We start from the raw sequence: 23038 nt of genomic DNA, 5'->3' as shown, positions 1-23038 counted from the left end.
ATCGACCAGCGTCCATCACTGAGACAGAACGACCTGCGCGAGCCGATCGGTGATGTTATCAAGCGTGCAAATCTTAAAACGATGGTCCCGTGAATCAGAGAGGATGATCGTTTCTCCGTCGCCTTCGATTTCAAGGATAAATCTTGCCCCCAGACGTCTGGAATTTTTATAGCGAGTGCTGATTCGTTGGGGGGAGCAGTCGTTGATGATGCTTAAATAGGGAAATTGCTGACGCAGGCTACGTCCGAGCAGCATTGCCTTAGCAGCCACACGGGGCTGGCCTGCAATAATCACAATGTCGGTCGGCGGATGTGCTCTGGCGGGTTGGGGACGATAACCGAGCAGAGTGACAATCGGCTCCATCATGAATGCAAAACCGCAGGCGGAAACCGGTTTTTCAGCAATACGGCTGGCGCAGGCGTCGTATCGGCCGCCGCGGCTGATGATTAACTCGCGCTCCATGGCGATGCTGCGCCATTCAAAGACCAGCTGACAATAGTCATTGGCGGGAAACAGCGCAGGATCGTACTGCCAGGCAATACCGGCTTGGGTCAGGGCATGCTGAAGGCGCTGGAACCGATGACGGGAGTCGACGGTAATAAAATCCGCCAGACAGGGCGCCGCAGGAGCAAGACGCTGAAGAAGGATATCCTCATGATGGATCAACCACTCCGGATGTTTCTCCAGCCACTGCTGCTGCTCCGGGTTCAGCAAACGCGCGATGGGCTGATAGTAATCGCGCAATGCCCGGCGGAAAGCCGCCAGCGAGGCCTCGTCACCCAGCATATTAATATGCAGTTCCGCCATTTCACCGAGGCCAATACGCCTGAAGAAAACCGCCTGCATGACCAGATGCTCAAGTTCGATATCAACGCCGGGCATGCCGAATGCTTCGACGCCAATTTGATGATTTTGCCGGATATCTCCATCCAGGGAGCGTTGACGGAACATGGCGCCTGAATACCAAATCCGGCTCATTACCGTGGTATGAGGATTGTCTGCCATCAGGCGTAGACATCCGGTTGTCCCATCGCCACGTAATTTTCCCTTGTCGGCCATCACCGGGCCGCCTGGCGCAAATAGCGATGTATGTTCAAGTAAGGGTAACCTGATTTGTTGATAGCCATGCTGGCGCAGAAACTGTTCAGCCTGAAGCTCCAGCCAGGTCCACTGTTCTGACGGGGAGGATTCATATTTGCGCGGACGGCCGCAATGTCGTGCCCGTAGCGGCCTTTCCATCTGGGCTTCAAGTTGCTGGCTCAACGCTTGCGAGGCGAGCAGGCAATTTTGCGTCAGTGCATGACGGATCCTGGTCACCAGCGCCCGATTTACCGGTTGCCGGCAGAACTCCTGGAAGTGGGCCTGTCGCTGTGGCTCATTCTCACCGAGCTTGAGCCAGGCAGGATGGGGGACTATCAAACCTGAAGGCAAATTACCGTGACTATGGCATCCCGGGCTCCCGTCCTCGTCACATTCAATAAAGCGTTTCACGGCCAGGAAATAGGTTTCTGGTTCCAGGGGGCTGCATAAGTAGCGGCTGTCCCACAATGCGCCATGCCGCTGGTAACGACGATTGTAATAAGGCACATAGCTGCGTCCGATATGCTGAATAAAACGGCTTAGCGCCTGTTTATCCGGAGCGCTGACCAGCAGCAGGATACGTGGGACGGCAAGTGACCAACTATGAATAGACACGGCGTAACGTTGCGCCGCGTCTTGCATACACCGTTCGAAGGCAGAGTAATCCTCCTCGTGGCGGAATAACGCTTCGCCATTATGCCCGCGAAGCTGCGCCAGATGCGGCATCCCCGGAATAAATAATCTGTTTTTTCTCGGCATGTCCACGATTCTCTGGTTAAGGCTCTATTTGTTTGTCAGGGTGAAATGCTGAAGGCGGGATAAGCGCCGCGACGAGTACCGTCCTGCCGCACGGTACCCAATCTGGACGTGTTTACTGGCAGTGCTGTTGCAGCCAGTCAATGAGCGCTTTCTCTTCGAGCGACATTTGACGGGAGCTGGCGAGGTCCCACAGCCGTATCTCATTGTCGGTATTCAGCGTGATAATCGCGCGACACTGACTTTGCAGGGCGGTCTGATGCTGGCGTTTAAGTTTGTTGCCGCTGCAATCCACCATCACGCTTAACTTTTCAATACGTTGGCGCAGAAGCTCCGCCAGCATCTGGGCCCGCAGGCCATCATCCTGACATTCACTGGTAATGACCACGTCAGGGTGAAAATGCCACAACGGATTATCTTTCTGGCTGACGGTCTGAATCAGTAACAGCAGGCGTTCGATACCGATGGCAAAACCGCAGGCTGGCAACGCCTTCGGATTAAATAACTCCGCCAGGCCGTCGTAGCGGCCGCCGCCGCAGACGGTGCCCTGCGAGCCCAGTTCATCAGTCACCCACTCAAACACGGTGCGGGTGTAGTAATCCAGCCCACGCACCAGACGCGGATTGATGGTATAGGGGATGTCGGCCTTATCGAGCAGTTCGCAGAGCAGCGAAAAATGGTGACGGGAGTCTTCGAACAGGTAATCCAGCAATCGCGGCGCCTGTTCCAGCATGGGCTGCATGGTCGGGTTTTTGCTGTCGAGAATACGTAATGGATTGGTTTCCAGCCGTTTCAGGCTATCTTCATCCAGTTGCTCACGATGAGCATTAAACCAGTCAACAAGGGCGGCCTTATGGGCCCGCCGCTCATCCGGCGTGCCCAGGGAGTTAATTTCCAGCCTGACATGCGGGGTCAGGCCCAGCTCCTGGAACAAATCCCGGACCATAAAAATCATTTCAGCATCGACGTCCGGCCCGGCCATGCCGAAGGCTTCAGCACCAAACTGCGTGAACTGACGCAGTCGTCCCTTCTGCGGGCGTTCATAGCGAAACATCGGGCCCTGATACCACAGGCGCTGGGTTTTGTTGTAACACAGATTATTTTCCAGCACCGCACGCATACAGCCGCTGGTCCCCTCGGGACGCAGCGTAATCTGTTCACCGCTTTTATCCGTAAAGTTGTACATTTCTTTGGCAACGATATCTGTGGCTTCGCCAACAGCACGTTCGAATAAGGCGACCGGTTCCAGCAGGGGTAAGCGGATCTCCTGGTAGCCATAACGGTAGGTCAGACGGCGGAATTTATTTTCAAGCCATTGCCAGATTGGCGTTTCGGCGGGCAGTACGTCGCGCATACCACGTATGGCTTTTAACTTTGCACTCATCGTTTATGACTCCTGATGCGAAATTCCCATATACTGTGCAGGTCTGGCGGGTTCCGGTTGGCGCTGCAACCCACCAGATTGTCCAGCGGGCAGCGGCAGGTTGCCGCTGCTCACTCTTATGCCGCCCGTTGTGCCAGGTCGGCAATTACGTCATCGATCAGCGCATCAATCCGGGAACTGTCCAGGTGGTGAGCGGTGGTGATCAGATGGGCCACGTTGCCGGACGTTGCCAGGCAGTGTTTCTTCCATACCCATTCAGAAGGCTTCGGAAAGACCACCGTGATGGAATTTTTGTGGCACAGCGCGTCAATACCTGCTGCTTTAAAGCGATCCACGGCATATTTCGCCATGTTGAGGCTGTGACCAATGCGGCGATGCCATTCGGCATCGGTATGGCTGCGAACGGCGGCCCACATCATCAAAGGGGTATGACCGTTGCGTGACCCTGAAATCGTTTTATCGTGGGCGGAGATGTAGTCGATCTCTACGCTGATACGGTCGACGTTGGCTTTCTTGGCTACCACAATGCCGCATGGAATCGGGGAGCCGATCATTTTGTGTCCGGAAACGCCAATCGAATCGATACCATCGGCGAAGGTAAACGGCTGTGGGTCCTCCACGAAAGGCAAGATCATGCCGCTTAGCGCGGCATCAGCGTGCAGATAATAATCTTCACGTGGGATCCCCAGCGCAGCGATACGCTTCTGTATCTCAGCGATATTATCAACAGCCCCGCGTACCGTTGTGCCAATATTGGCGAAAATGATAGGATGGCGTTCGCCTGAGGTCCTGATTTTATTGATTAAATCATCATAATCCATTTCTCCGTCTGGTTGAGATTCCACCAGTTGCGATTTGATACGCAGCAGTTTGACGATTTTGGCTACGGAATAGTGAGTATCTTTTGAATAGTAGAGCGTGCCTTCCGGGAACAGCTCTCTTCCCAGATAGCAACCAAACATATTACTTTCTGTGCCGCCGTTGGTGACATAACCCCAGCTTTCCGCAAAGGGAATTTTGAATATGCCGGAGAAATACTCCATGACTTCTTTTTCAAAGTCGAAAGAGTTGAGTAAATAGTTACAGTACTCCCCCCAGTCACCACAGTTATTAATTGAGAAACGCAGAAAACGCTCCAGCATGGTGTAATCAAAATCAGCAGATTCAGGGTAGCCAATATTAAAGTAGCGATTTTTTACACAGTATGACCAAAATGCATCAAGTTTATTTTGATCGGCAATAGATAAAGACATATGAATCTCCATATTTATGTTGGTGAATAAAATATTATTTTTGAAGGTAAAGAATATCCTGGCCTTTTTTATTACGTCCGGCCGCGACAAAAGAAAACAGAGGAATAGTTACCATCATCATAATTGTGCCCCAGAAAATGGAATCAGTACCCGAACCGAGTAGGGCGAATATACTGTAAATCATACCGATGACAGTCAGGACGCAATAAAACATAAAGCCACGTCCACGGTTGAGCTTTTTAGAAACCATGATGATAGGTAGCGCGATAATGGCATACATATAAGGCAGCAGGGAGGCAAATACCGACATCAGAATCACCACCTGGAACTGTTTGGCGAGATCGGGGGAAGCCGTCAGTAACAGCACCAGACTCATCAGCACGCCAGAAATAATCAGACCTTTCATCGGGACATCATTTTTATTGGTCTCGGCGAAAATCTGCGGAAATAACCCCTGTTTCGCCCCTGCGCGCGGGCCTTCTGACTGCAGGATCAACCAGCCGGAAATGGAGCCAAAACAGGCGATAATACTTAGCGCGGAGGCGATGTTGCCGGCCATATCGCCAAACATATAGCGTGCCGCATCGGCGAATGGGGCGGCAGATTTGACCAGTTCAGCGTGGGGAACCAGGCCCATGATAACGGTACAGCTACCGACGTAACATACGGAGGCAATCAGCAGACCATATACGGTCGCGCGAGGCACCGTGCGTTCAGGGTTTTCCACCTGTCCGCTGGAGACCACGGCGGATTCCACCCCTAAGAAACCCCACAGCGCAATGGAGGCCGCGGAGACGATGGCTGAGCTGTCGCTGTTGCCCGTCCCGTTGTAGACTTCAGAGAACATTTTCGGGTCAAACCAGAACCAGCCGACAATGCCCACACCCAGCACCACGACCAGCATGCAGCTGGCGGTGAAGGACTGCGCGCGCCCGGCCGTTTTAGCCCCCAGGCTGCCTAAGGCAATAAATGCCCACAGAATAGCGATAGCGGTGATACAACCGTAAACCGGATTATGCAGCGCCGGGAAGAAGTAACTCAGATAGCCGACCCCGGCGACGAGGAGCGCGACGTTGCCAATCCAGGCGCTGATCCAGTAGCAAACCGTCGTCTGAAAACCGATGAAAGGGCCAAACGCATCGCTGGCATAGGCCACGATCCCTCCCGCGCGAGGGGTAATAAGACTGGTTTTAGCGAAAACCAACGCCAACGCAATTACGCCAATAATAGTAAACAACCATCCCCATAGTGAAATATATCCCACTCCGGCGAGATTGGTCGGCAACATAAAAACACCGGAACCCATCATATTTGATGCGGTCACAAGGGTTAGTGCCGTTAACCCCATTTTTTGCGCAGTACCCGCGCTGACGCTTCCCATATATATCCCCTCTGTATTAAGTAAATGCTTACTTGGTTATTAAGCGCATTTTTTCACAGGGCAGGTGCGGGAATATGATCTACATCATTTTTTGAAAATGATATGCGCGAATATATATTAATTTCTGTGTGTTTTTTAAACAGTGATTGGGTAATTCACTCCGTCCCCTTTTTTATTTAATCATCAACGCTATTGGTGATTGCGCAATAAATAACGGACGGGCTAATTTTTATAGGTGAGCGCTATAGTGAGTGGCTGCAGTGTTTTCGAATGCAAAAAATAAGGGGCCGAAGCCCCTTATTTTTACTTCAACGAACCTTGTTATTAAATTTCACCGCTTTACAGGTGGTTCACTGGACCGGCTAGCGCTTTTTGCCATGCTGGCAAACACGCCGTCGCGGAATATCCATGCGTGCACTAATGCCGCCGAGAGATGTAGCAACACCACCGCAAAGAGCAGTTTAGCTAACAGGCGATGGGCGTCGTGAAACCAGGCAAAAAGCGCCGGGCTGGTCGGGGTAATGGCCGGAAGGTTAAGTCCTTCAAACATAACAATCGGAACGCCCGCTGCCGACAGTTGCGCCCAGCCAAGCAAAGGCATTGCCAGCATCAGCGCGTACAGCGCCCAGTGTGACGCTTTTGCCGCCAGTACCTGCCAGCGTGAGAGCTCCGCAGGAAGAGGTGGCTGCCGGCTATAAAAGCGGTTGGCCAGGCGGATGAGCGCCAGCAGCAAAATAGCGATCCCCAATGGCCGATGTACATCCACCAACCAAATGCGGTGGTGTAATGAAGTCATCATGGCGGCGCCGATGAACAGCATGGCCAGGATCATGATTGCCATCAGCCAATGTAGATATCTCGCCAGAGGGTTGAAATGCTGCGGCGCGCGCTCTTGGTCAGGTTTATTCGAAATCATTTAACCTCCTGTTTTTGCACGGCTTCGGTTGCTTTGCCGTAGCCAATTTCCCGTTCGCGACGGCTCCAGGAATGCGAATAGGCGCCAGAGCGCGCATTTAAGACGGGGTCGTTAGAGACCTCTACTCCAGCAGGCACGATGGAGGGATCAAAGTTAACGTCACGGCAGGCCCCTTCGGCTTGGGCAACGAGTTGGGTGACTTTGAGCGTACCGGCGACGACCTGCTGACGATCGTTTGGCCATGGCTGAGAAGGGTCATCCACCGCGTCGCCAGGTTGGGCGAGTTGCAATACCAAATCCCAGTAAATGGGATGCTGAGAAAGCCGCTGCTGTAATTGTTCGAACAGGAAGTTATGGTCGGCTCTCTGTCGTTGTTCATCAGGGATAGAGACAAATGGATCGTGCGGCCGCATCATCCAGCGTACGGGCTGGCGCTGGCGGTCGGCGTTCACGAGATAGAAAGCGTTAATACTATAAAATGTCGCCCCGGCAAAGCCGCCTGGCGCTGGCTTTTGCGCCGCCCACTGCAAATATTTACCGGCTTCCGGGTAGTCCTGTAAAAATGCGGCGAGGCGCTGCGGATCGGGCTTACCGGTGGTCGGGTCGACGGCGGTGGCCTTTTTCATGGCAAGAAAGCCCTCCGGGTTTCGCGTGGCGAAGTAGGGCTCGTTGTTCATTGCCATGCGCCATTGCTGTTTATCGTCCGTTTTCAGTAGCAGCGCCATGCTCAGGGTTTTCGTTGAATTATCAGCCGCGTGCGGATTACCTGCGCCAATGGAGAATCGCCCGACAACGAGGGTCTCCGACTGTGAAAAGAGCCGCGTGGTGGAATAAGCAACGGCTGGACCGGCTGGCTCGAACGTCCCGGTAAAACAGATCCCTTTACCGTGCGCCCGGCGGAACCCGGCAGGAAACGGCTTGTCTGGATCGGGGACTAATGACTGGCTGGTGGTTCGCGAGCCCAGCCAGCCTGAGGTCCAGGCGAATGCCGCCGCCGTTGCCCCGACGATGACCGCGATGGACGCCAGCGCGCGCCAGGTATTTTTGGATCGGAAATCCAGTTTTGACATAGACGTTTCCATCGTTAAGTTTTATTTCACGTCACGCGCAAGATATCGCGCGGAACACGTTTAATATCGTGAAGATATAGGGTTGTTATTAATATCTAACCGTTAACGTTATTATATTTAAGTTCTTATAACATAATGTTTATGAAATAAATTTCATAATAAAATTATTATAATTTAGTTGGTTACGTTTTTTCTTTAACCGCGCTTTTATTTCTTTATGAAGAATCATGATAATTATTATAATTGGTGCGCGAACGAAAGAAACAATATCACGAAAAGTTTATACTTCTGTTCAGTTAACGTGATAATAAAAAATGTCATTATCTGCGCCGGTTGACCGGCATCACCGACCCGATTCAGGGTATAGTGAAAGCCAAAGTGTTCTCGGGACACATAGCCTTCAGCGTGACGAGGGTAATGTGTTGAGCGATACATCTATGCCTGATGGATTTCACTGAAAAATCAAAGTGATGAACGATAAAAAATGGATTAAAGCAGAAGACGTGGCGAAGCTTGCCGGCGTTTCCCGTTCAGCCGTCTCCCGCGCTTTCACGCCCGGGGCCTCGGTGTCGCCGAAAACCCGCGCCAAAGTGCAGGCCGCCGCGGAAGCTCTGGGCTACCAGGTCAATATCATCGCCCGTACGATGAACACCGGCAGCAGCAACTTTATCGGCATCATCACTTCAGGGTTCGATAACCCTTTTCGCAGTAAGCTGCTGGCGCCGCTCATCCACCAGCTGGCGCTGCATGGATTTATGCCATTGTTGATGAACGCCGATGATCCGCAGCAGTTAGCTCCTTCGCTAAAACATCTTCTCAGCTATCACGTCGCTGGCGTCATTATCACCTCCGGCGCGCCGCCGCTGGAGCTGGCTGAGGAGTATCTTGCGCGAAAAATCCCCGTTACGCTTATCAACCGTCACGCTGAACTTCCCGGCTGCGACCGCGTCAGCAGCGATAACGCGCTCGGCGGGAAACTGGCCGCTGAGCTGTTGCACGCAGGCCAGTGCCGGGACGTCGGTTTTATTGGCGAAAATCGCGACAATTTCAGCACCCGGCAGCGCTACGAGGGATTTATCCGCCATGCCAGCGGGCTGGCTGTTACGCCGCATTTCTGCGAAACGGGCGGTTATCAGTCCGGTTTTGCGGCCGCTCGCCGGCTCGCCGCGGAAAGGCCAGGATTGCAGGCGCTGTTTTGCGCCACGGATATGCTGGCGATTGGGGCGATGGATGGGCTACGAGCGGATAATCCAGCAGCCGTCCTGCCGGCAATTATTGGCTTCGACGATATTCCCCAGGCGGAGTGGCAGCCTTATCAACTTACCACTATCCAGCAGGATACCACGCAGTTGGCTTATCACGCGGTGGAGATGCTGGTCAGCCGGATCGCCAAATTCAATCAACCTTCACGTCACCGTGAAGTTGCTGTGAAATTAATAATTCGTAATAGCGCTAAATGAAAAATTCATTTTATGATGAATCGATCACAGAATTATCGCTAAAATCCATCCACACTCACTGCGCTCTTCGGGGCTTTTTTAAATAAAATTGCACACGTGTGCAAAAGGAGTAAATGATGACATCACTGGATTCCTCTGCGCTACAGGCCCGCTATCGCCTGGCCTGTGAGCTGGCGAAAGCGGGTGCCGAGCTGGCTTTCGAATACTATCAGCAGCGCGAGGCGCTGGCGGTAGAGCATAAGGGCAATGACCTACAGGACGTGGTGAGCGTGGCCGATAAACGCGTAGAAGCCTTTGTTAAGCAGCGCATTACTGACGCGTTTGCGGAGGATGGTTTTCTCGGCGAAGAGAGCGGTACGCAGATGCCGGACGCCAGGGTGCTATGGGTGGTTGATCCCATTGATGGCACCAGCTGTTTTTTGAATGGGCTGCATACCTGGTGCTTGTCGCTGGCGATCGTTGTTGACGGCGAGCCGGTAGTTGGCGTCGTCTACGATCCCAATCATCGAGAACTGTTCCACGCGCTACGGGGCCATGGCGCCTGGCTCAATGAGACGCCAATTCGCCCACATCCCGCAGCAACGGTCAAAGAAGGGGTGATGGGCGTCGGAACGTCGCATCGGGTGACGCCGGCGGAATTCCTGCCTTTTCTTGACGCGCTGCTCAGCGATGGCGGCATGTTCATCCGCAATGGCTCCGGCGCGTTGATGAGCGCATGGGCGGCCGCCGGGCGACTGATTGGCTACTATGAACCGCACATGAATCCGTGGGATGCCTTACCCGGTCTGGTTTTGATGCGCGAAGCCGGAGGCGTTGCCAACGACTTTCTGGCGCAAGAGGGGATTCGTCACGGCAACCCTCTGCTGCTGGCCAGCCAAACGCTGTATCCCCAACTACAAAAGATGATCCTTCAACCATTACATTAACCCTTACAGGTTCGGGCTGTTTCTGATTATGTACCCTACACAGTAACGATAACGACCCTCACGGACGAAGCACATCAATCAGTCAAGCCTCCGACCGTCGGAGAAACTATATGTCTGGAATTATTCATTTTTTCCGGGCGTCGCCGCCGCAAGCGGGCGCCGCGTTTGATGAAAAACGTTTTCGCCGGGTACGTTGGCAAACGTTTATTGCCATGACCCTGGCCTACGTGACGTTCTACGTCTGCCGCTTATCGTTCACCGTGGCGAAAAGCGCGCTGGTGGAATTAGGCATTACCCCAACGGAGTTGGGGATGATTGGCTCGACGCTATTCTTTAGCTACGCCATCGGCAAACTGGTCAACGGTTTTATCGCCGATCATGCCAACGTGGTGCGCTACATGAGCCTTGGGCTATTGCTCAGCGCCGGGATGAACCTGCTGATGGGCATGACCACCAACGCCATGCTGCTGGCTATCTTTTGGGGGATCAACGGCTGGGCGCAGTCGATGGGCGTTGGCCCTTGTGCGGTTTCGCTGGCGCGCTGGTACGGCTTTAAAGAGCGGGGAACGTTTTACGCCATCTGGTCGACGGCGCATAACATCGGCGAGGCCATGACCTACATGGTGATCGCCGCGGTGATCGCGGGTTTTGGCTGGCAAATGGGCTACCTCTCCACGGCTGCGCTCGGCGCCGCTGGCGTGGTGCTGTTGCTGCTGTTTATGCGCGATTCGCCACAGAGCTGCGGCTTTCCCTCCATTAACGTGATTCGTGATGAACCGCAGGAAGAGACTGAAGCGCGGGGATCGGTGTTCAAAAACCAACTGCTGGCGTTGCGTAACCCGGCGCTGTGGACGCTGGCGCTGGCATCGGCATTTATGTATATCGACCGTTATGCGGTGAACTCGTGGGGGATCTTCTTTCTGGAGCAGGATAAAGCCTATTCCACCCTTGAGGCCTCAGGCATCATCGGCGTTAACGCGATCGCCGGTATCGCCGGGACCATCATCGCCGGCATGCTCTCTGACCGATTTTTCCCGCGCAATCGCAGCGTCATGGCCGGATTTATCAGCCTGCTGAACACCGCGGGGTTCGCCTTAATGCTCTGGTCGCCGCATAATTACTACACCGACATCCTGGCGATGATCGTCTTCGGCGCGACCATCGGCGCGTTAACCTGTTTCCTCGGAGGATTGATCGCCGTCGATATCTCTTCACGCAAAGCGGCGGGGGCGGCGCTGGGAACCATTGGCATCGCCAGCTATGCCGGAGCGGGGTTGGGTGAATTTCTGACCGGGATCATTATCGATAAAACCGCGATCCTCGAAAACGGGAAAACGATTTATGATTTCAGCACGCTGGCGTTGTTCTGGATAGGCACCGGATTGGGTTCCGCGTTACTCTGTTTTACCACCGCCGCCATCGTCGCCCGACGCCATGCCGTCGAACGGCAGACTTCATTCTCCTCATAACCTATTAATCGATAAGGAAGATTTTATGATGCCTGCAAGACATCAGGGCTTTTTACGCCTGTTTATCGCCTGTGCGCTGCCGCTGTTGGCGATGCAATCCGCCGTCGCGGCGAACTGGCAACTGGAAAAAGTGGTGGAGTTAAGCCGCCACGGCATTCGTCCGCCAACGCCCGGCAATCGTGAAGCTATTGAAGCCGCGACCCAGCGTCCATGGACCGAATGGACCACCCACGATGGGGAGCTGACCGGACATGGCTATGCGGCGGTCGCCAATAAAGGGCGCGCGGAAGGGCAGCATTATCGCCAGCTTGGCCTGCTGCAGGGGCAGTGTCCGAGCGCGGAGGATATTTATGTTCGCGCCAGCCCTCTACAGCGTACCCGGGCAACCGCACAGGCGCTGGTGGATGGAGCATTTCCCGGCTGCGGCGTGGCGATTCATTATGTCAGCGGTGATGCCGACCCACTGTTCCAGACCGATAAATTTACGGCTACGCAAACCGATCCCGCCCGCCAGCTGGCGGAAGTGAAGGCGAAAGCCGGCGATCTGGCGAAGCGTCGGCAGGCGCTGGCGCCGACGATCCAGTTATTAAAAGCCGCGGTTTGCCAACAGGATAAACCGTGCCCCATTTTTGATAAGCCCTGGCAGGTGGAGCAAAACCAAAGCGGTAAAACCACCATTAGCGGGCTGAGCGTGATGGCCAATATGGTTGAAACGCTGCGTCTGGGCTGGAGTGAAAACCTGCCCTTAAGCCAGTTGGCGTGGGGGAAGATTACCCGCGCCAGCCAGATCACAGCCATTCTGCCGCTGTTAACGGAAAACTACGATCTCAGTAATGACGTGCTGTACACCGCGCAAAAGCGCGGCTCGGTGCTGCTCAACGCGATGCTGGACGGCGTAAAAGCGGACGCCACGCCGAACGTACGCTGGCTGCTGCTGGTGGCTCATGACACCAATATCGCGATGGTGCGCACGCTGATGAATTTTAGCTGGCAGCTGCCCGGTTACAGCCGGGGCAATATTCCGCCGGGCAGCAGTCTGGTGATAGAGCGCTGGCGCAACAGCAAAAATGGCGAACGTTATCTGCGCGTCTATTTCCAGGCGCAAAGCCTGGACGACCTGCGACGCCTGCAGATGCCGGATCGTCAGCACCCGATGCTGCAACAGGAGTGGCGTCAGCCTGATTGCCAGCAGACCAGCGTGGGCACGTTATGCCCGTATCAGTCCGCGCTGGAGGCCTTAGGTAAACAGATCGATAAAAGCGCGGTACCGCCGGTGAATATGGTTCTTTAATCAGCGCAAACGCCATAATCCTTAGCGGAAATAGAAGGAGTATGGCGTATTGCTTAAAAGCGTTAGTGATTCGAGTAATTACAATAAACTCGAATGATATTTTAATCCTATTGATTGTAAATAGTCCATAAAACAGTCGCATTCTACTTGCTACGTCGTGTTTTCCGCCAATAAACATTAGTCAGGCAGCCACTCACCTCACCTGATAAAATTTAAATTTAGGTAATTCTGAATATTTTAAGTCTTTATGTAACGTGTTTATTAAGTCGCTTTTGGGTTTTTTAGGAAAATATTTAGAGGGCAGGGATTGTTCATCATCTATATGTTGGTTACCATTATTAAAAATCAATCCTTTGGTGATAAGGATAAAATAACACTACTATAAACACTCACAGTACAGATGTTAGTTGATTCAGTAAATGAACAGTGTAGTGGTTTGTTTTATATTACTAATGTAAGCATTGATGCTGAGGGTTTTATTTATCCTTTGTTATAGTGTCTATTAAATAATATCATTAATTTATAACGGCTGCGCTTGATATCTTCTTCATTGAGAACATGAAGTGCGTATCTCTTTAGTGAATTGAAATAAGGAACCCCTTGCATGGCATCAATACCTGTGGCTGGGCCAGGAATTGGAGTGGTGAGAAATAATATGAAGGATGCACGGAATTATGGGCAGTCAAGAGGAATGGCACTTCCTAAAACTTATTACTGGTTCTATCAAAAAGTTAGAAATAAAGGGCCTTGGGATTATAAACAGTTTGACCCATATTGGGCAGAATTTGGCAATTTTAACTTTGGTGCAGCAGGGTATGCAGCTGGTATCCTTTCCGGAATACTCTTGGTTGGTGCAGGATGGGCACAAAAGCGCGCAGGAACTTCCAGACCTGAATGGGGAATATGGTATAAAGATGCACCTTATGGTGATGATCCTACTGATCAATACTGGATAAGAGAGGGCATTAAATATGCGATTGAGAACGGCTATTAAATGGTTACATGGTCTGCTCACGACCATACTCCTGATGATGGTTATCGGTTTCATGACATCAACTCCCGGAAGCGAACAGCGTTCTGAGGATAAAGTTATTACATCACAACAATTGGATAGCCATACCTGGCTTTATGTCACCGGTTTTAGCGGTGGTGGGGCAACAGTAGCAGATACTTATCGCTACTACCTTACCGGTAAGATTGAAGGTAATGCTGCGACCGATCTGGCAAAACGGATTCCGTTCCTTATTGCTGCGGGTAGTGGCGCAAACGTCAGCGTAGAGGGAGAGGTAATAAATATCAGCTATAGCGGACGCGTTTTTTCATTCAGTAATTCGATTGTTTATGAATATAAGGGAAAAACATTCAGGCCGCAGGTGAGTTTTCAGGCCCGAAATTAGGAAGGCAACGATCTCATTAAAAGGAGCCCTCCTGGCCCGTTATTTATCCACATCATTCCCTTTCCTTCAGCTACTCACCTTCATCGCCATAATAGAGCTTGCCGATCTTAATTAGCGGACGGCCCTGGGATTTTCGGTGCAGATTACTGTCGCGCAGCGAGTAGACGCAGCCGCAGTACTCCTGCTGGTAAAAGCGCTCGCGCTTGCTGATATCGATCATCCGCGAGGATCCGCCCTGTTTGCGCCAGTTGTAATCCCAGTAGACCATGTCTGGATAATGTCCGGCGGCGCGCTCGCCGCAGTCGTTGATTTGCTGCATGTTCTTCCAGCGTGAAATTCCCAGCGAACTGCTGATAACGCTGAAGCCGTGCTCGTAGGCATAAAGCGCGGTGCGTTCGAAGCGCATATCAAAGCACATCGTGCAGCGCACGCCGCGCTCGGGTTCCCATTCCATCCCCCTGGCCCGCGCGAACCAGTTATCGGTGTCATAATCGGCATCGATAAACGGCACACCGTGTTTGTGCGCAAAACGAATATTCTCTTCCTTGCGGATTTCATACTCTTTCTGCGGGTGAATGTTGGGGTTATAGAAGAAAATGGTGTAGTCGATACCGGAAGCCTGAATCGCCTCCATCACTTCCCCGGAGCAGGGGGCGCAGCAGGAGTGGAGCAGCAGTTTATCGGCTCCGTTGGGCAACGTCAGCTGTGGGCGCTGGAACTCGGACATCAAGTCATTCCTGAAGTAAATACATCCAGCGGCAACTGTAGCACGTTGAATGGCTGCTATCCTTCCCCAGAAATGTCAGGCCGCGCAACCTCACGCGGCGCTGAATTCATCTCAAATTAACCTCTCACGCCGAGATAGCCGTGGATCGCCATATAGATCCCCACCGCGCCGATTAGCACGCTGGAAAAGTAGGGGGCCCGGCGGGCGAGCGTGTTAAAACCACTCCAGCGTTTAGCCACCTGGCGAACGCTTACCGCCGCGCCAACGCCGACGGTGACCAGCGTCAACGCCAGGCCGATGCTGAAAGAGAGGACCAGCGTCGCACCTAAGGTCAGGGCTTTGAGCTGGATGCAGATAAGCAGTACGGTGATCGCCGCCGGGCAGGGGATCAATCCGCCGGTCAGGCCGAACAGTAAGATCTGCCAGTTAGTGACCTCCCGGCCCTCGAAGCGACGTTGAATATCGTTCGCATGGGCCCGCTCGTGGGCGTCCTGATAGGCCTGACTTCCTTCCTCAAGGCCGTCCAGTTCATGATGATGATGTTCATGAAACGCCAGATCATAATCGTGGGTATGGCGCTGGTGGCCGAGCGTCAGGCGGACGTTAAAGTCATGCGGTTCCGGGATGGTCTGCGCGGATTCTAAATAATCCCCTCTATCAACAAAGGAGAACATCTGCGCGAAGCTGCTCCCGCTGCGCCGTGTCGCCAGTGAGACATCGCCAGCGGCCCATCGGTTGCCACTTAGCGTGCGTATGCGCCAGCGCGGCGGTTGTTCTTCTTCGAAGATAGAAAGCGCGATTTGACCGTGGCCGGTGTCGACGATCTGCGTTTCATCATCATGATGATGCGTATCCCGATCCTGCATGGCCTGCAGCCAGTTACGTTCACCGCGCCAGGTGCGCCAGAACATCCATATTGCGGTACCGAGAATGATGAATGCGGAAACCAGCTGCAACCAGGGTTCAGCCGCTTCGGCGGTGAATTTCTGGCTAAAATACATGCCGCCAAAGGCGATCAGCCAGACGATGGCGGTATGCGAAAGGGTCGCGGCGAGGCCCAGCATTACCGCCTGACGAACCGTGCCTTTAATGGCGATGATGAATGCCGCCATCATGGTCTTTGAATGGCCTGGCTCCAGGCCGTGTAGCGCGCCTAACAGAATGGCGCTGGGAATGAAAAACCAGGCATTGCCCTGCTGAAGTAAAGGTAAGAATTCGTTCATAAGAAGAGAGTAGGTTGTCGTTGGTGAACGGGATTCTACTCCCCCCCAGTATAAGATACTACCCCCCAGTAGATTACAAACCTATAATTGAGGCATTGAGTTCGCTAGTGAGGTTAACGTGTCGCATACGATTCGGGATAAAAAGAAGCTGCAGGCCAGAGCCAGCAAGATTGAAGGGCAGGTGAGCGCGCTGAAAAAGATGCTGGATGAGCCGCACGAATGCGCCGCCGTGCTGCAGCAAATTGCCGCTATTCGCGGAGCGGTAAACGGACTAATGCGTGAAGTGATCAAGGGCCATCTGACGGAACATATCGTTCATGAAGGCGATGAAGTGAAACGTGAAGAAGATTTGGATGTGGTGCTGAAGGTGCTGGATTCCTATATCAAATAGCGGCCACGAAGAGTACCGGCGGCGACAGACGCGCCGCCGGCTTCAGCATTAGCTGTGTTTGTTCTTCATCTCAAAACGCGGTGATACCAGGCCGTACAGCGTCCAGCCCATAAAGGTCACAATCGCGCCGTAGAGCATCGCCTCTTCGCCGGAGGAGTACAGGGCATAGAAACTGTACACCGCGCCGATAAAGGCTATCACGTTGGTGGAACGCGCTTTGCCGGGATCGACCTTGGCCATTTTCTGGATAATCGCCAGCGCGGCCATCGACAGAATGTACGGGATGATGTTAGTCACCACCGCCAGGTTAACCAGCACGTTGAACTGATTGCTCAACGACGGGCTAATGGTCATCAGTGACAAGCCGGTTTGCAGGATAACGATGGTTAACATCCCCTGAATCGGCGCGCCGGAAGCCGAGACGCGGGAGAAGATTTTCGGGAAGTAGCCTTCGTCAGACGATGATTTAAAGACCTGCGCGATGGTGAACTGCCAGCCGAGCAGCGAACCGCAGCAGGACATCACCATCAGCCCCATAATCACTTTCCCTACGCCAGGCGTGAACATCTGGGCAAACGCCAGGCCAAACGGCGCCGTGGAGTTAGCCAGATCCATGTTCGGCACGATCCCGGCGATGACGTTGGTCGAAACGATATAGATAACCGCCGCGCCGAGGGTACCGCCGAGTACGGCGATCGGCACGTTACGTTCCGGGTTTTCGACCACATCGGTGTTGGCGCAAGCGGATTCCAGACCGAGGAAGGCCCACAGCGTCATGGCGATTGACGAACCAACGGCGCCGAAGAACGGTACGTGGTGCGGGTTCCAGGACTCGACGTACATCGTCGGGCTAAACCAGAACCAGCCGATAACGCACAGGCCGACAACCGGAATGATGACCCCCCATACGGTGATGCTACTGATCTGGCCGGTAATGCGTGCGCCGCCGAAGTTGGCTACGGTACAGATCCACAGCACCCCGATAGTCGCCAGGCCAATCTGCACCGGCGACAGGGTGGCGCCGAACAGCTCGGTGCCGTAACCCACCGCGGAGATAGCGATGGCGACGTTGGCGATAAGCAGCGAGACGCCATAGGTATAGTTGGCCATAAAGTTGCCAGACTTGCCGAACGCGTACTCGGCGTAACCGCCCATCCCGCCTGATTTACGGCTAAACATCCCGCATTTGGCGAAGGCCCACGCCAGCGCCATCGATCCTACCGCCGTCACCAGCCAGGAGATGATGGAGATAGTTCCCACCTCCGCCAGCTTGGTGGGCAGCATGATGATACCGGAGCCCATCATGTTGACCATGGTTAAGATGGTGAGCTGTACCACTCCCATCTTGTTACTGGATTTGCTCATACAGTTTCCCCTTTCAGCAGCGCGCTTTGTTTCTCGCTTTCCGCGATGACATAGCACCAGACCTGTTTACGGCCATCGTGCTCCTGGATATAAACCCCCTGCAGTTCCGGCGCGAAGCCCGGCAGCAGGTTGATCCCTTCTTCCAGAGCGGTGAAGTACTGCAGCACCGCGCCGCCCCAGACTTCTCCCGGGACTACGCACAGCACTCCCGGCGGGTAAGGCAGGGCGCCTTCCGCGGCCACGCGGCCTTCGGCTTGCGGCAACGGCACCAGATCGACCTGGCCGCGCAGATAGGCGTAGTTAGCCTCTTGCGGGTTCATCACCACGCGCGGGAAGTGATCTTTACGGAACATCTCTTTTTGCAGCTGTTTGACGTTGTGGCGGGCATACAGGTCATGCATTTCCTGGCACAGCTGGCGCAGGGTATAACCGGCATAACGCTCTTTGTGCTGGCTGTAGATAGACGGCAGAACCTCCTGTAGCGGTGCATCGGCGTCGAGCAGCTTATCGAAGCGCGCCAGCAGGGCGACCAGCTGCTGCAGTTTGGCCATATCTTCCGCCGGGGTCAGCAGGAACAGAATGGAGTTAAGGTCGCATTTTTCCGGTACCACGCCGTTTTCACGCAGGAAGTTGGCGAGAATGGTGGCCGGTACGCCGAAGGCGTCATATTCGCCGCTGGCGGTATTGATACCCGGCGTGGTCAGCAGGAGTTTGCACGGATCGACGAAGTACTGATGCTCGGCATAACCGTCAAAGGCATGCCAGCGTTCGCCTGGACCAAACTCGAAGAAGCGCAGGTCAACGGCGATTTGCGCGGTTTCATATGACTGCCACGGTTTGCCATCGACCATTTTGGGTACGAACGGACGGATGTGTTTGCAGCTTTCAAGGATCAGCTTACGCGCCTTGATACCGTTCATGACACAGTCCATCCACATGTTGCGGCCGCTCTCGCCTTCATGCATTTTGGCGTTGATATCCAGCGCGGCAAACAGCGGATAGAACGGGCTGGTGGAGGCGTGCATCATAAAGGCGTTATTCAGACGCTTGTGCGGAACATAGCGCTGTTGACCTTTGATATGGCTGTCTTTTTTATGGATTTGCGAGGTCTGGGAGAAACCGGCCTGCTGTTTGTGCACCGACTGGGTCACCAGAATGCCCGGATCGTTTTCATTCAGCTCCAGCAGCAGCGGCGAACAATCAGCCATCATCGGAATGAACTGTTCATAGCCGACCCACGCGGAGTCAAACAGGATGTAATCGCACAGATGACCAATTTTATCGACTACCTGACGAGCGTTATAAATGGTGCCGTCGTAGGTACCTAACTGGATCACCGCCAGGCGGAACGGACGGGCATCCTGTTTCCGATTCGGCGCCACTTCCCCAACCAGCTCGCGCAGATAGCGTTCTTCGAAACAGTGGGCGTCGATACCGCCGATAAAACCATACGGGTTACGCGCGGTTTCCAGATAGACCGGTGTCGCCCCGGCCTGCAGCAGCGCGCCGTGGTGGTTGGATTTATGGTTGTTACGGTCGAACAGTACCAGGTCGCCCGGGGTCAGCAGCGCGTTGAGCACCACTTTGTTAGAAGAGGAGGTGCCGTTGAGCACGAAGTAGGTCTTATCGGCATTAAAGACTTTTGCCGCATGCTGCTGGGCAATGCATGGCGCCCCTTCGTGGATCAGCAGGTCGCCCATGGCGACGTCGGCGTTGCACAGGTCGGAGCGGAACAGCGTCTCGCCAAAATACTCGACGAACTGATTACCGGCCGGGTGACGACGGAAGAATTCGCCGCCCTGATGCCCCGGACAGTCAAAAGCGCTGTTGCCCTGTTTGACGTAATCGACCAGCGCGCTAAAAAATGGCGGACGCAGCTCGGTTTCATATTTATGAGCAGCGGCTTCCAGCTGGCGGCCGTAGAAGTCGTTGCGGGTTTCGTCGTGTTCAAATACCCCCTGCACCGAAGCCATATATTCGGCCGGGACAACCTCTTCTTTATTAATAGCGATAAATACCGGGATGTTATAGCCAGTGGCCTTTAACTCATCGAGTTTACCGCATTCGATATCTTCCAGGGTTAATACTACCGCGGCCACATCAATAAAGTTGGTTTCGCTAGTATTGACAATATTACGCTGGGTAGAAAAACAGTTTGGACATGTACGGCTAACGGCAATTTTTAAATCAGTCATTGTTATCTCTTTATTTTCAGATAATAGCAGGCCCTCAATTTCTCGAATGAGAAATTGATTACGCCGGACAAAAGGTAATAGTCTGCCGCTGATATAATAAATATCAGTAGAGTACCTTTTGAGATGCAATAAACCCTACCAGTCCGGTGGCTGGTAAATAGCAGGATTTATTAGGGCGAGCGCGGTTAGCTACAGGCGAGTGCCTGTATTAACAACAAAAGATGCAGGAAGACCTGTATGCTGAAGCGCCCGTAGTCGGAAGACTACCGGGCATTAAAGAAATGAAAATCGAAGCTGTTACGGTGAGCAAACATCATAATATGCGTTGTCCGCCTTATGTGTGGCATCATCCTGTTATTGTTTTCCATGATATACACCTTTCAAATGATTGACTGAAGGTATGGCATATTCTATATCCGGCTTAGACTTAATCTGTGACGCCGATCACTAATAGCCTCTCATTATGATATCAATGGCTGGTATTTTGATCTTATCCAACATTATTCACTGGTTTGTTGCTTTTGTGTAAATATATTGTGTTGCAATGTGGTTAAAAAGAATAATGACCGGTTAATCATTGCGTTATTTCAGCCATATGACGGAATTATGTCGTATACTCGGGACTTTCTGACTTCTATCCTCTTAACATTATGTTTATTAAGGATTAAGAGGTTCCTGTAGTACGAAAAAATGCTGTCAATCATTATCCCTTTGTTGCCAACATAAAATCTGGGAAAAGAGAGCCTGGTCGAGTTTTCATCTAAAAGATATCGCCCAGGGGCTAGACAAAACCACCATCTGGTTATCAAATGGTTAAATAAAATTAACGCCTGTGTGAACTATAGGCAGGTAGAAAAAATGGTCAATACGCTTTTCGGCATGACTAAGCGCTAAGATCGCCTTATTGGGAGAAGTTATGCATTCCTCTGTTAACAAAAATGAAAGCCGGACCTTCTTTGGTCACCCATACCCTCTGGGATCGCTGTTCTTCACCGAAATGTGGGAGCGATTCTCGTTTTATGGCATTCGCCCGTTATTAATCCTGTTCATGGCGGCCACCGTCTATGACGGCGGTATGGGCTTAGCCCGTGAGAACGCGTCGGCCATCGTCGGCATCTTCGCGGGCGCCATGTACCTGGCGGCGCTGCCGGGCGGCTGGTTGGCGGACAACTGGCTCGGCCAGCAGAAAGCGGTGTGGTACGGCTCGATTCTGATCGCGCTGGGCCATCTGTCGATTGCGCTGTCAGCGTTTATGGGCAACAACCTGTTCTTTATCGGGCTGATGTTTATCGTGCTCGGTTCCGGCCTGTTTAAAACCTGTATCTCGGTGATGGTCGGTACGCTGTATAAGAAAGGCGATAGCCGTCGCGATGGCGGTTTCTCGCTGTTCTATATGGGTATCAATATGGGATCGTTTATCGCGCCGCTGATTTCCGGCTGGCTGATTAAATCCCACGGCTGGCACTGGGGCTTCGGCATCGGTGGTATCGGTATGCTGGTGGCGCTGGTGATTTTCCGCCTTTTCGCGGTCCCGGCGATGAAACGCTACGACAGCGAAGTGGGTCTCGACTCTACCTGGAATAGTCCTGTCGCGAAGAAAAACGGCGTTGGCGCCTGGCTGCTGGCGCTGGCGGTCGGCGTGGCGGTGGTGATTACGCTGATTGCTCAAGGGGTGATAGTCATTAACCCGGTGGCGGTCGCTAGCATGCTGGTGTACGTGATTGCCGCGTCGGTGGTGCTCTATTTCATCTACCTGTTTGTTTTTGCGGGTCTCAACCGTAAAGAGCGCGCGCGTCTGCTGGTCTGCTTTATTCTGCTGGTTTCCGCCGCCTTCTTCTGGTCAGCCTTCGAGCAGAAACCGACTTCGTTTAACCTGTTTGCTAACGACTACACTAACCGCATGATCGGCGATTTCGAAATCCCGGCGGTGTGGTTCCAGTCGATTAATGCCCTGTTTATCATCCTGCTGGCGCCGGTATTTAGCTGGGCGTGGCCGGCAATGGCGCGTAAAAACGTGCGTCCGAGCAGCATCACCAAGTTTGTTATCGGGATTCTGTGCGCGGCGGCGGGCTTCGGCCTGATGATGCTGGCGGCGCAGAACGTGCTGAGCAACGGCGGCGCCGGCGTATCGCCGCTGTGGCTGGTGGGCAGCATTCTGATGCTGACGCTGGGCGAACTGTGTCTGAGCCCAATCGGCCTGGCGACCATGACTCTGCTGGCGCCGGAAAGAATGCGCGGCCAGATGATGGGGCTGTGGTTCTGCGCCAGCGCGCTGGGTAACCTGGCGGCGGGCCTGATTGGCGGTCACGTGAAGGCCGACCAGCTGGATATGCTGCCGGATCTGTTTGCCCGCTGCTCGACGGCGCTGCTGATCTGCGCCGCGGTATTGTGCGTGCTGATTGTGCCGGTGCGCCGTATGCTGGAGAACAGCAAATCCGCAGAGCAAAAACCGGCGACCAATGCCTGATTGCGCAAGCGGTCAATGAAAAGCCGGCGCTGAGCGCCGGCTTTTTTATTGGCCAATCCCCAGGTAAGCCGAGGATGAAAACGGTAGATAATGTTATCGGTTTACAACTTTTTCGCTTGAGAAAAATGTTTATCGCGTGTCGCTTCAGAGGACATTGCGCTCCCGGTTGATTCTTTATGTAATATGTTTTCCGTGGCGCAGGGAGCGCACAAAGGGCGGCCAGTCGCCGCCGCCCTCTGTACTCCCGGGCTCTGGCCGCCAAAATCGCCACTTCGTGGTTCCTTCGA

The 23038-nt window shown here is 53.4% G+C and carries 19 protein-coding genes; 8 read left to right on the top strand and 11 right to left on the bottom strand.

The genetic code is table 11. From position 1 onward, the window contains the following. Nucleotides 1-15 precede the first annotated feature (15 nt). The 6 genes from PGS10_RS06720 to PGS10_RS06695 all read right to left on the bottom strand — a co-directional run bounded on the left by PGS10_RS06720 (nt 16) and on the right by PGS10_RS06695 (nt 7840). Nucleotides 16-1806 (bottom strand): ATP phosphoribosyltransferase regulatory subunit, encoded by a 1791-nt coding sequence (locus PGS10_RS06720; protein ID WP_223683769.1) that lies wholly within the window; start codon nt 1804-1806, stop codon nt 16-18. Nucleotides 1807-1951: 145 nt separating this feature from the next. Then, on the bottom strand, nt 1952-3220 hold the full coding sequence (gene hisS / locus PGS10_RS06715; RefSeq protein WP_045373961.1) for a histidine--tRNA ligase: 1269 nt from the start codon (nt 3218-3220) through the stop codon (nt 1952-1954). Nucleotides 3221-3336: 116 nt separating this feature from the next. Beyond that, nucleotides 3337-4473, bottom strand: coding sequence for a histidine decarboxylase (locus tag PGS10_RS06710; protein WP_015369839.1), 1137 nt, complete (start codon nt 4471-4473; stop codon nt 3337-3339). A 34-nt stretch (nt 4474-4507) separates the two neighbouring features. After that, entirely contained in the window at nt 4508-5854 is a 1347-nt protein-coding gene (gene hdcC / locus PGS10_RS06705) for a histidine-histamine antiporter (RefSeq protein ID WP_045373958.1), read from the bottom strand. A gap of 331 nt (nt 5855-6185) precedes the next feature. After that, complete coding sequence (locus PGS10_RS06700; protein WP_045391946.1) at nt 6186-6770, bottom strand: cytochrome b; 585 nt, start codon at nt 6768-6770, stop codon at nt 6186-6188. Further along, the gene (locus PGS10_RS06695) at nt 6767-7840 is read right to left on the bottom strand and encodes a catalase family peroxidase (protein ID WP_316422614.1); all 1074 of its coding nucleotides are present in this window, start codon (nt 7838-7840) and stop codon (nt 6767-6769) included. Before PGS10_RS06695 ends, PGS10_RS06700 begins: the two co-directional genes overlap by 4 nt. Before the next feature lie 503 nt (nt 7841-8343). Between PGS10_RS06695 and PGS10_RS06690 the strand changes: the two genes are divergently transcribed. From PGS10_RS06690 to PGS10_RS06665, 6 genes are all read left to right on the top strand, one after another. Further along, nucleotides 8344-9300 (top strand): LacI family DNA-binding transcriptional regulator, encoded by a 957-nt coding sequence (locus PGS10_RS06690; RefSeq protein WP_161801926.1) that lies wholly within the window; start codon nt 8344-8346, stop codon nt 9298-9300. A gap of 116 nt (nt 9301-9416) precedes the next feature. Continuing rightward, nucleotides 9417-10226 carry an inositol monophosphatase family protein gene (locus tag PGS10_RS06685; RefSeq protein WP_047078939.1) on the top strand — a complete coding sequence of 270 codons (810 nt, stop codon included), beginning with the start codon at nt 9417-9419 and terminating at the stop codon, nt 10224-10226. 110 nt (nt 10227-10336) lie between these two features. Then, nucleotides 10337-11695 carry an MFS transporter gene (locus PGS10_RS06680; protein WP_047065333.1) on the top strand — a complete coding sequence of 453 codons (1359 nt, stop codon included), beginning with the start codon at nt 10337-10339 and terminating at the stop codon, nt 11693-11695. 25 nt (nt 11696-11720) lie between these two features. After that, nucleotides 11721-12986, top strand: coding sequence for a histidine phosphatase family protein (locus tag PGS10_RS06675; protein WP_047044140.1), 1266 nt, complete (start codon nt 11721-11723; stop codon nt 12984-12986). A 604-nt stretch (nt 12987-13590) separates the two neighbouring features. Beyond that, complete coding sequence (locus PGS10_RS06670) at nt 13591-13980, top strand: polymorphic toxin type 44 domain-containing protein (RefSeq protein WP_072047968.1); 390 nt, start codon at nt 13591-13593, stop codon at nt 13978-13980. A gap of 34 nt (nt 13981-14014) precedes the next feature. Continuing rightward, complete coding sequence (locus tag PGS10_RS06665; RefSeq protein WP_131631703.1) at nt 14015-14383, top strand: hypothetical protein; 369 nt, start codon at nt 14015-14017, stop codon at nt 14381-14383. Nucleotides 14384-14453: 70 nt separating this feature from the next. Here PGS10_RS06665 and PGS10_RS06660 read toward each other — a convergent pair whose 3' ends face one another. After that, nucleotides 14454-15110 (bottom strand): epoxyqueuosine reductase QueH, encoded by a 657-nt coding sequence (locus tag PGS10_RS06660; protein WP_045391931.1) that lies wholly within the window; start codon nt 15108-15110, stop codon nt 14454-14456. A 116-nt stretch (nt 15111-15226) separates the two neighbouring features. Beyond that, nucleotides 15227-16333 carry a nickel/cobalt efflux protein RcnA gene (locus PGS10_RS06655; RefSeq protein ID WP_316422612.1) on the bottom strand — a complete coding sequence of 369 codons (1107 nt, stop codon included), beginning with the start codon at nt 16331-16333 and terminating at the stop codon, nt 15227-15229. 118 nt (nt 16334-16451) lie between these two features. Here PGS10_RS06655 and rcnR point away from each other — a divergent pair, with 118 nt between their 5' ends. Further along, the gene (gene rcnR, locus PGS10_RS06650; RefSeq protein ID WP_015369853.1) at nt 16452-16724 is read left to right on the top strand and encodes a Ni(II)/Co(II)-binding transcriptional repressor RcnR; all 273 of its coding nucleotides are present in this window, start codon (nt 16452-16454) and stop codon (nt 16722-16724) included. Nucleotides 16725-16772: 48 nt separating this feature from the next. Here rcnR and potE read toward each other — a convergent pair whose 3' ends face one another. The 3 genes from potE to speFL form a co-directional block, all read right to left on the bottom strand. Next, complete coding sequence (gene potE, locus PGS10_RS06645; protein WP_045391927.1) at nt 16773-18089, bottom strand: putrescine-ornithine antiporter; 1317 nt, start codon at nt 18087-18089, stop codon at nt 16773-16775. Then, complete coding sequence (gene speF, locus PGS10_RS06640; RefSeq protein WP_015369855.1) at nt 18086-20284, bottom strand: ornithine decarboxylase SpeF; 2199 nt, start codon at nt 20282-20284, stop codon at nt 18086-18088. Before speF ends, potE begins: the two co-directional genes overlap by 4 nt. Before the next feature lie 263 nt (nt 20285-20547). Then, a complete protein-coding gene (speFL, locus tag PGS10_RS06635; RefSeq protein ID WP_006819052.1) occupies nt 20548-20652 on the bottom strand; it encodes a leader peptide SpeFL in 105 nt (34 codons plus the stop codon). 548 nt (nt 20653-21200) lie between these two features. On the opposite strand from speFL, the gene PGS10_RS06630 reads away from it, so the two are divergent. Further along, the gene (locus PGS10_RS06630) at nt 21201-22751 is read left to right on the top strand and encodes a peptide MFS transporter (RefSeq protein WP_045391925.1); all 1551 of its coding nucleotides are present in this window, start codon (nt 21201-21203) and stop codon (nt 22749-22751) included. Nucleotides 22752-23038: the final 287 nt, after the last annotated feature.

The organism is Klebsiella sp. 141153 (genome assembly GCF_032601995.1).
In the GTDB taxonomy this organism is placed as follows: Bacteria; Pseudomonadota; Gammaproteobacteria; order Enterobacterales; family Enterobacteriaceae; genus Klebsiella; species Klebsiella aerogenes.
The sequence above is the reverse complement of the archived record's forward strand: the minus strand, read 5'-3'. Positions and strand labels throughout refer to the sequence as shown.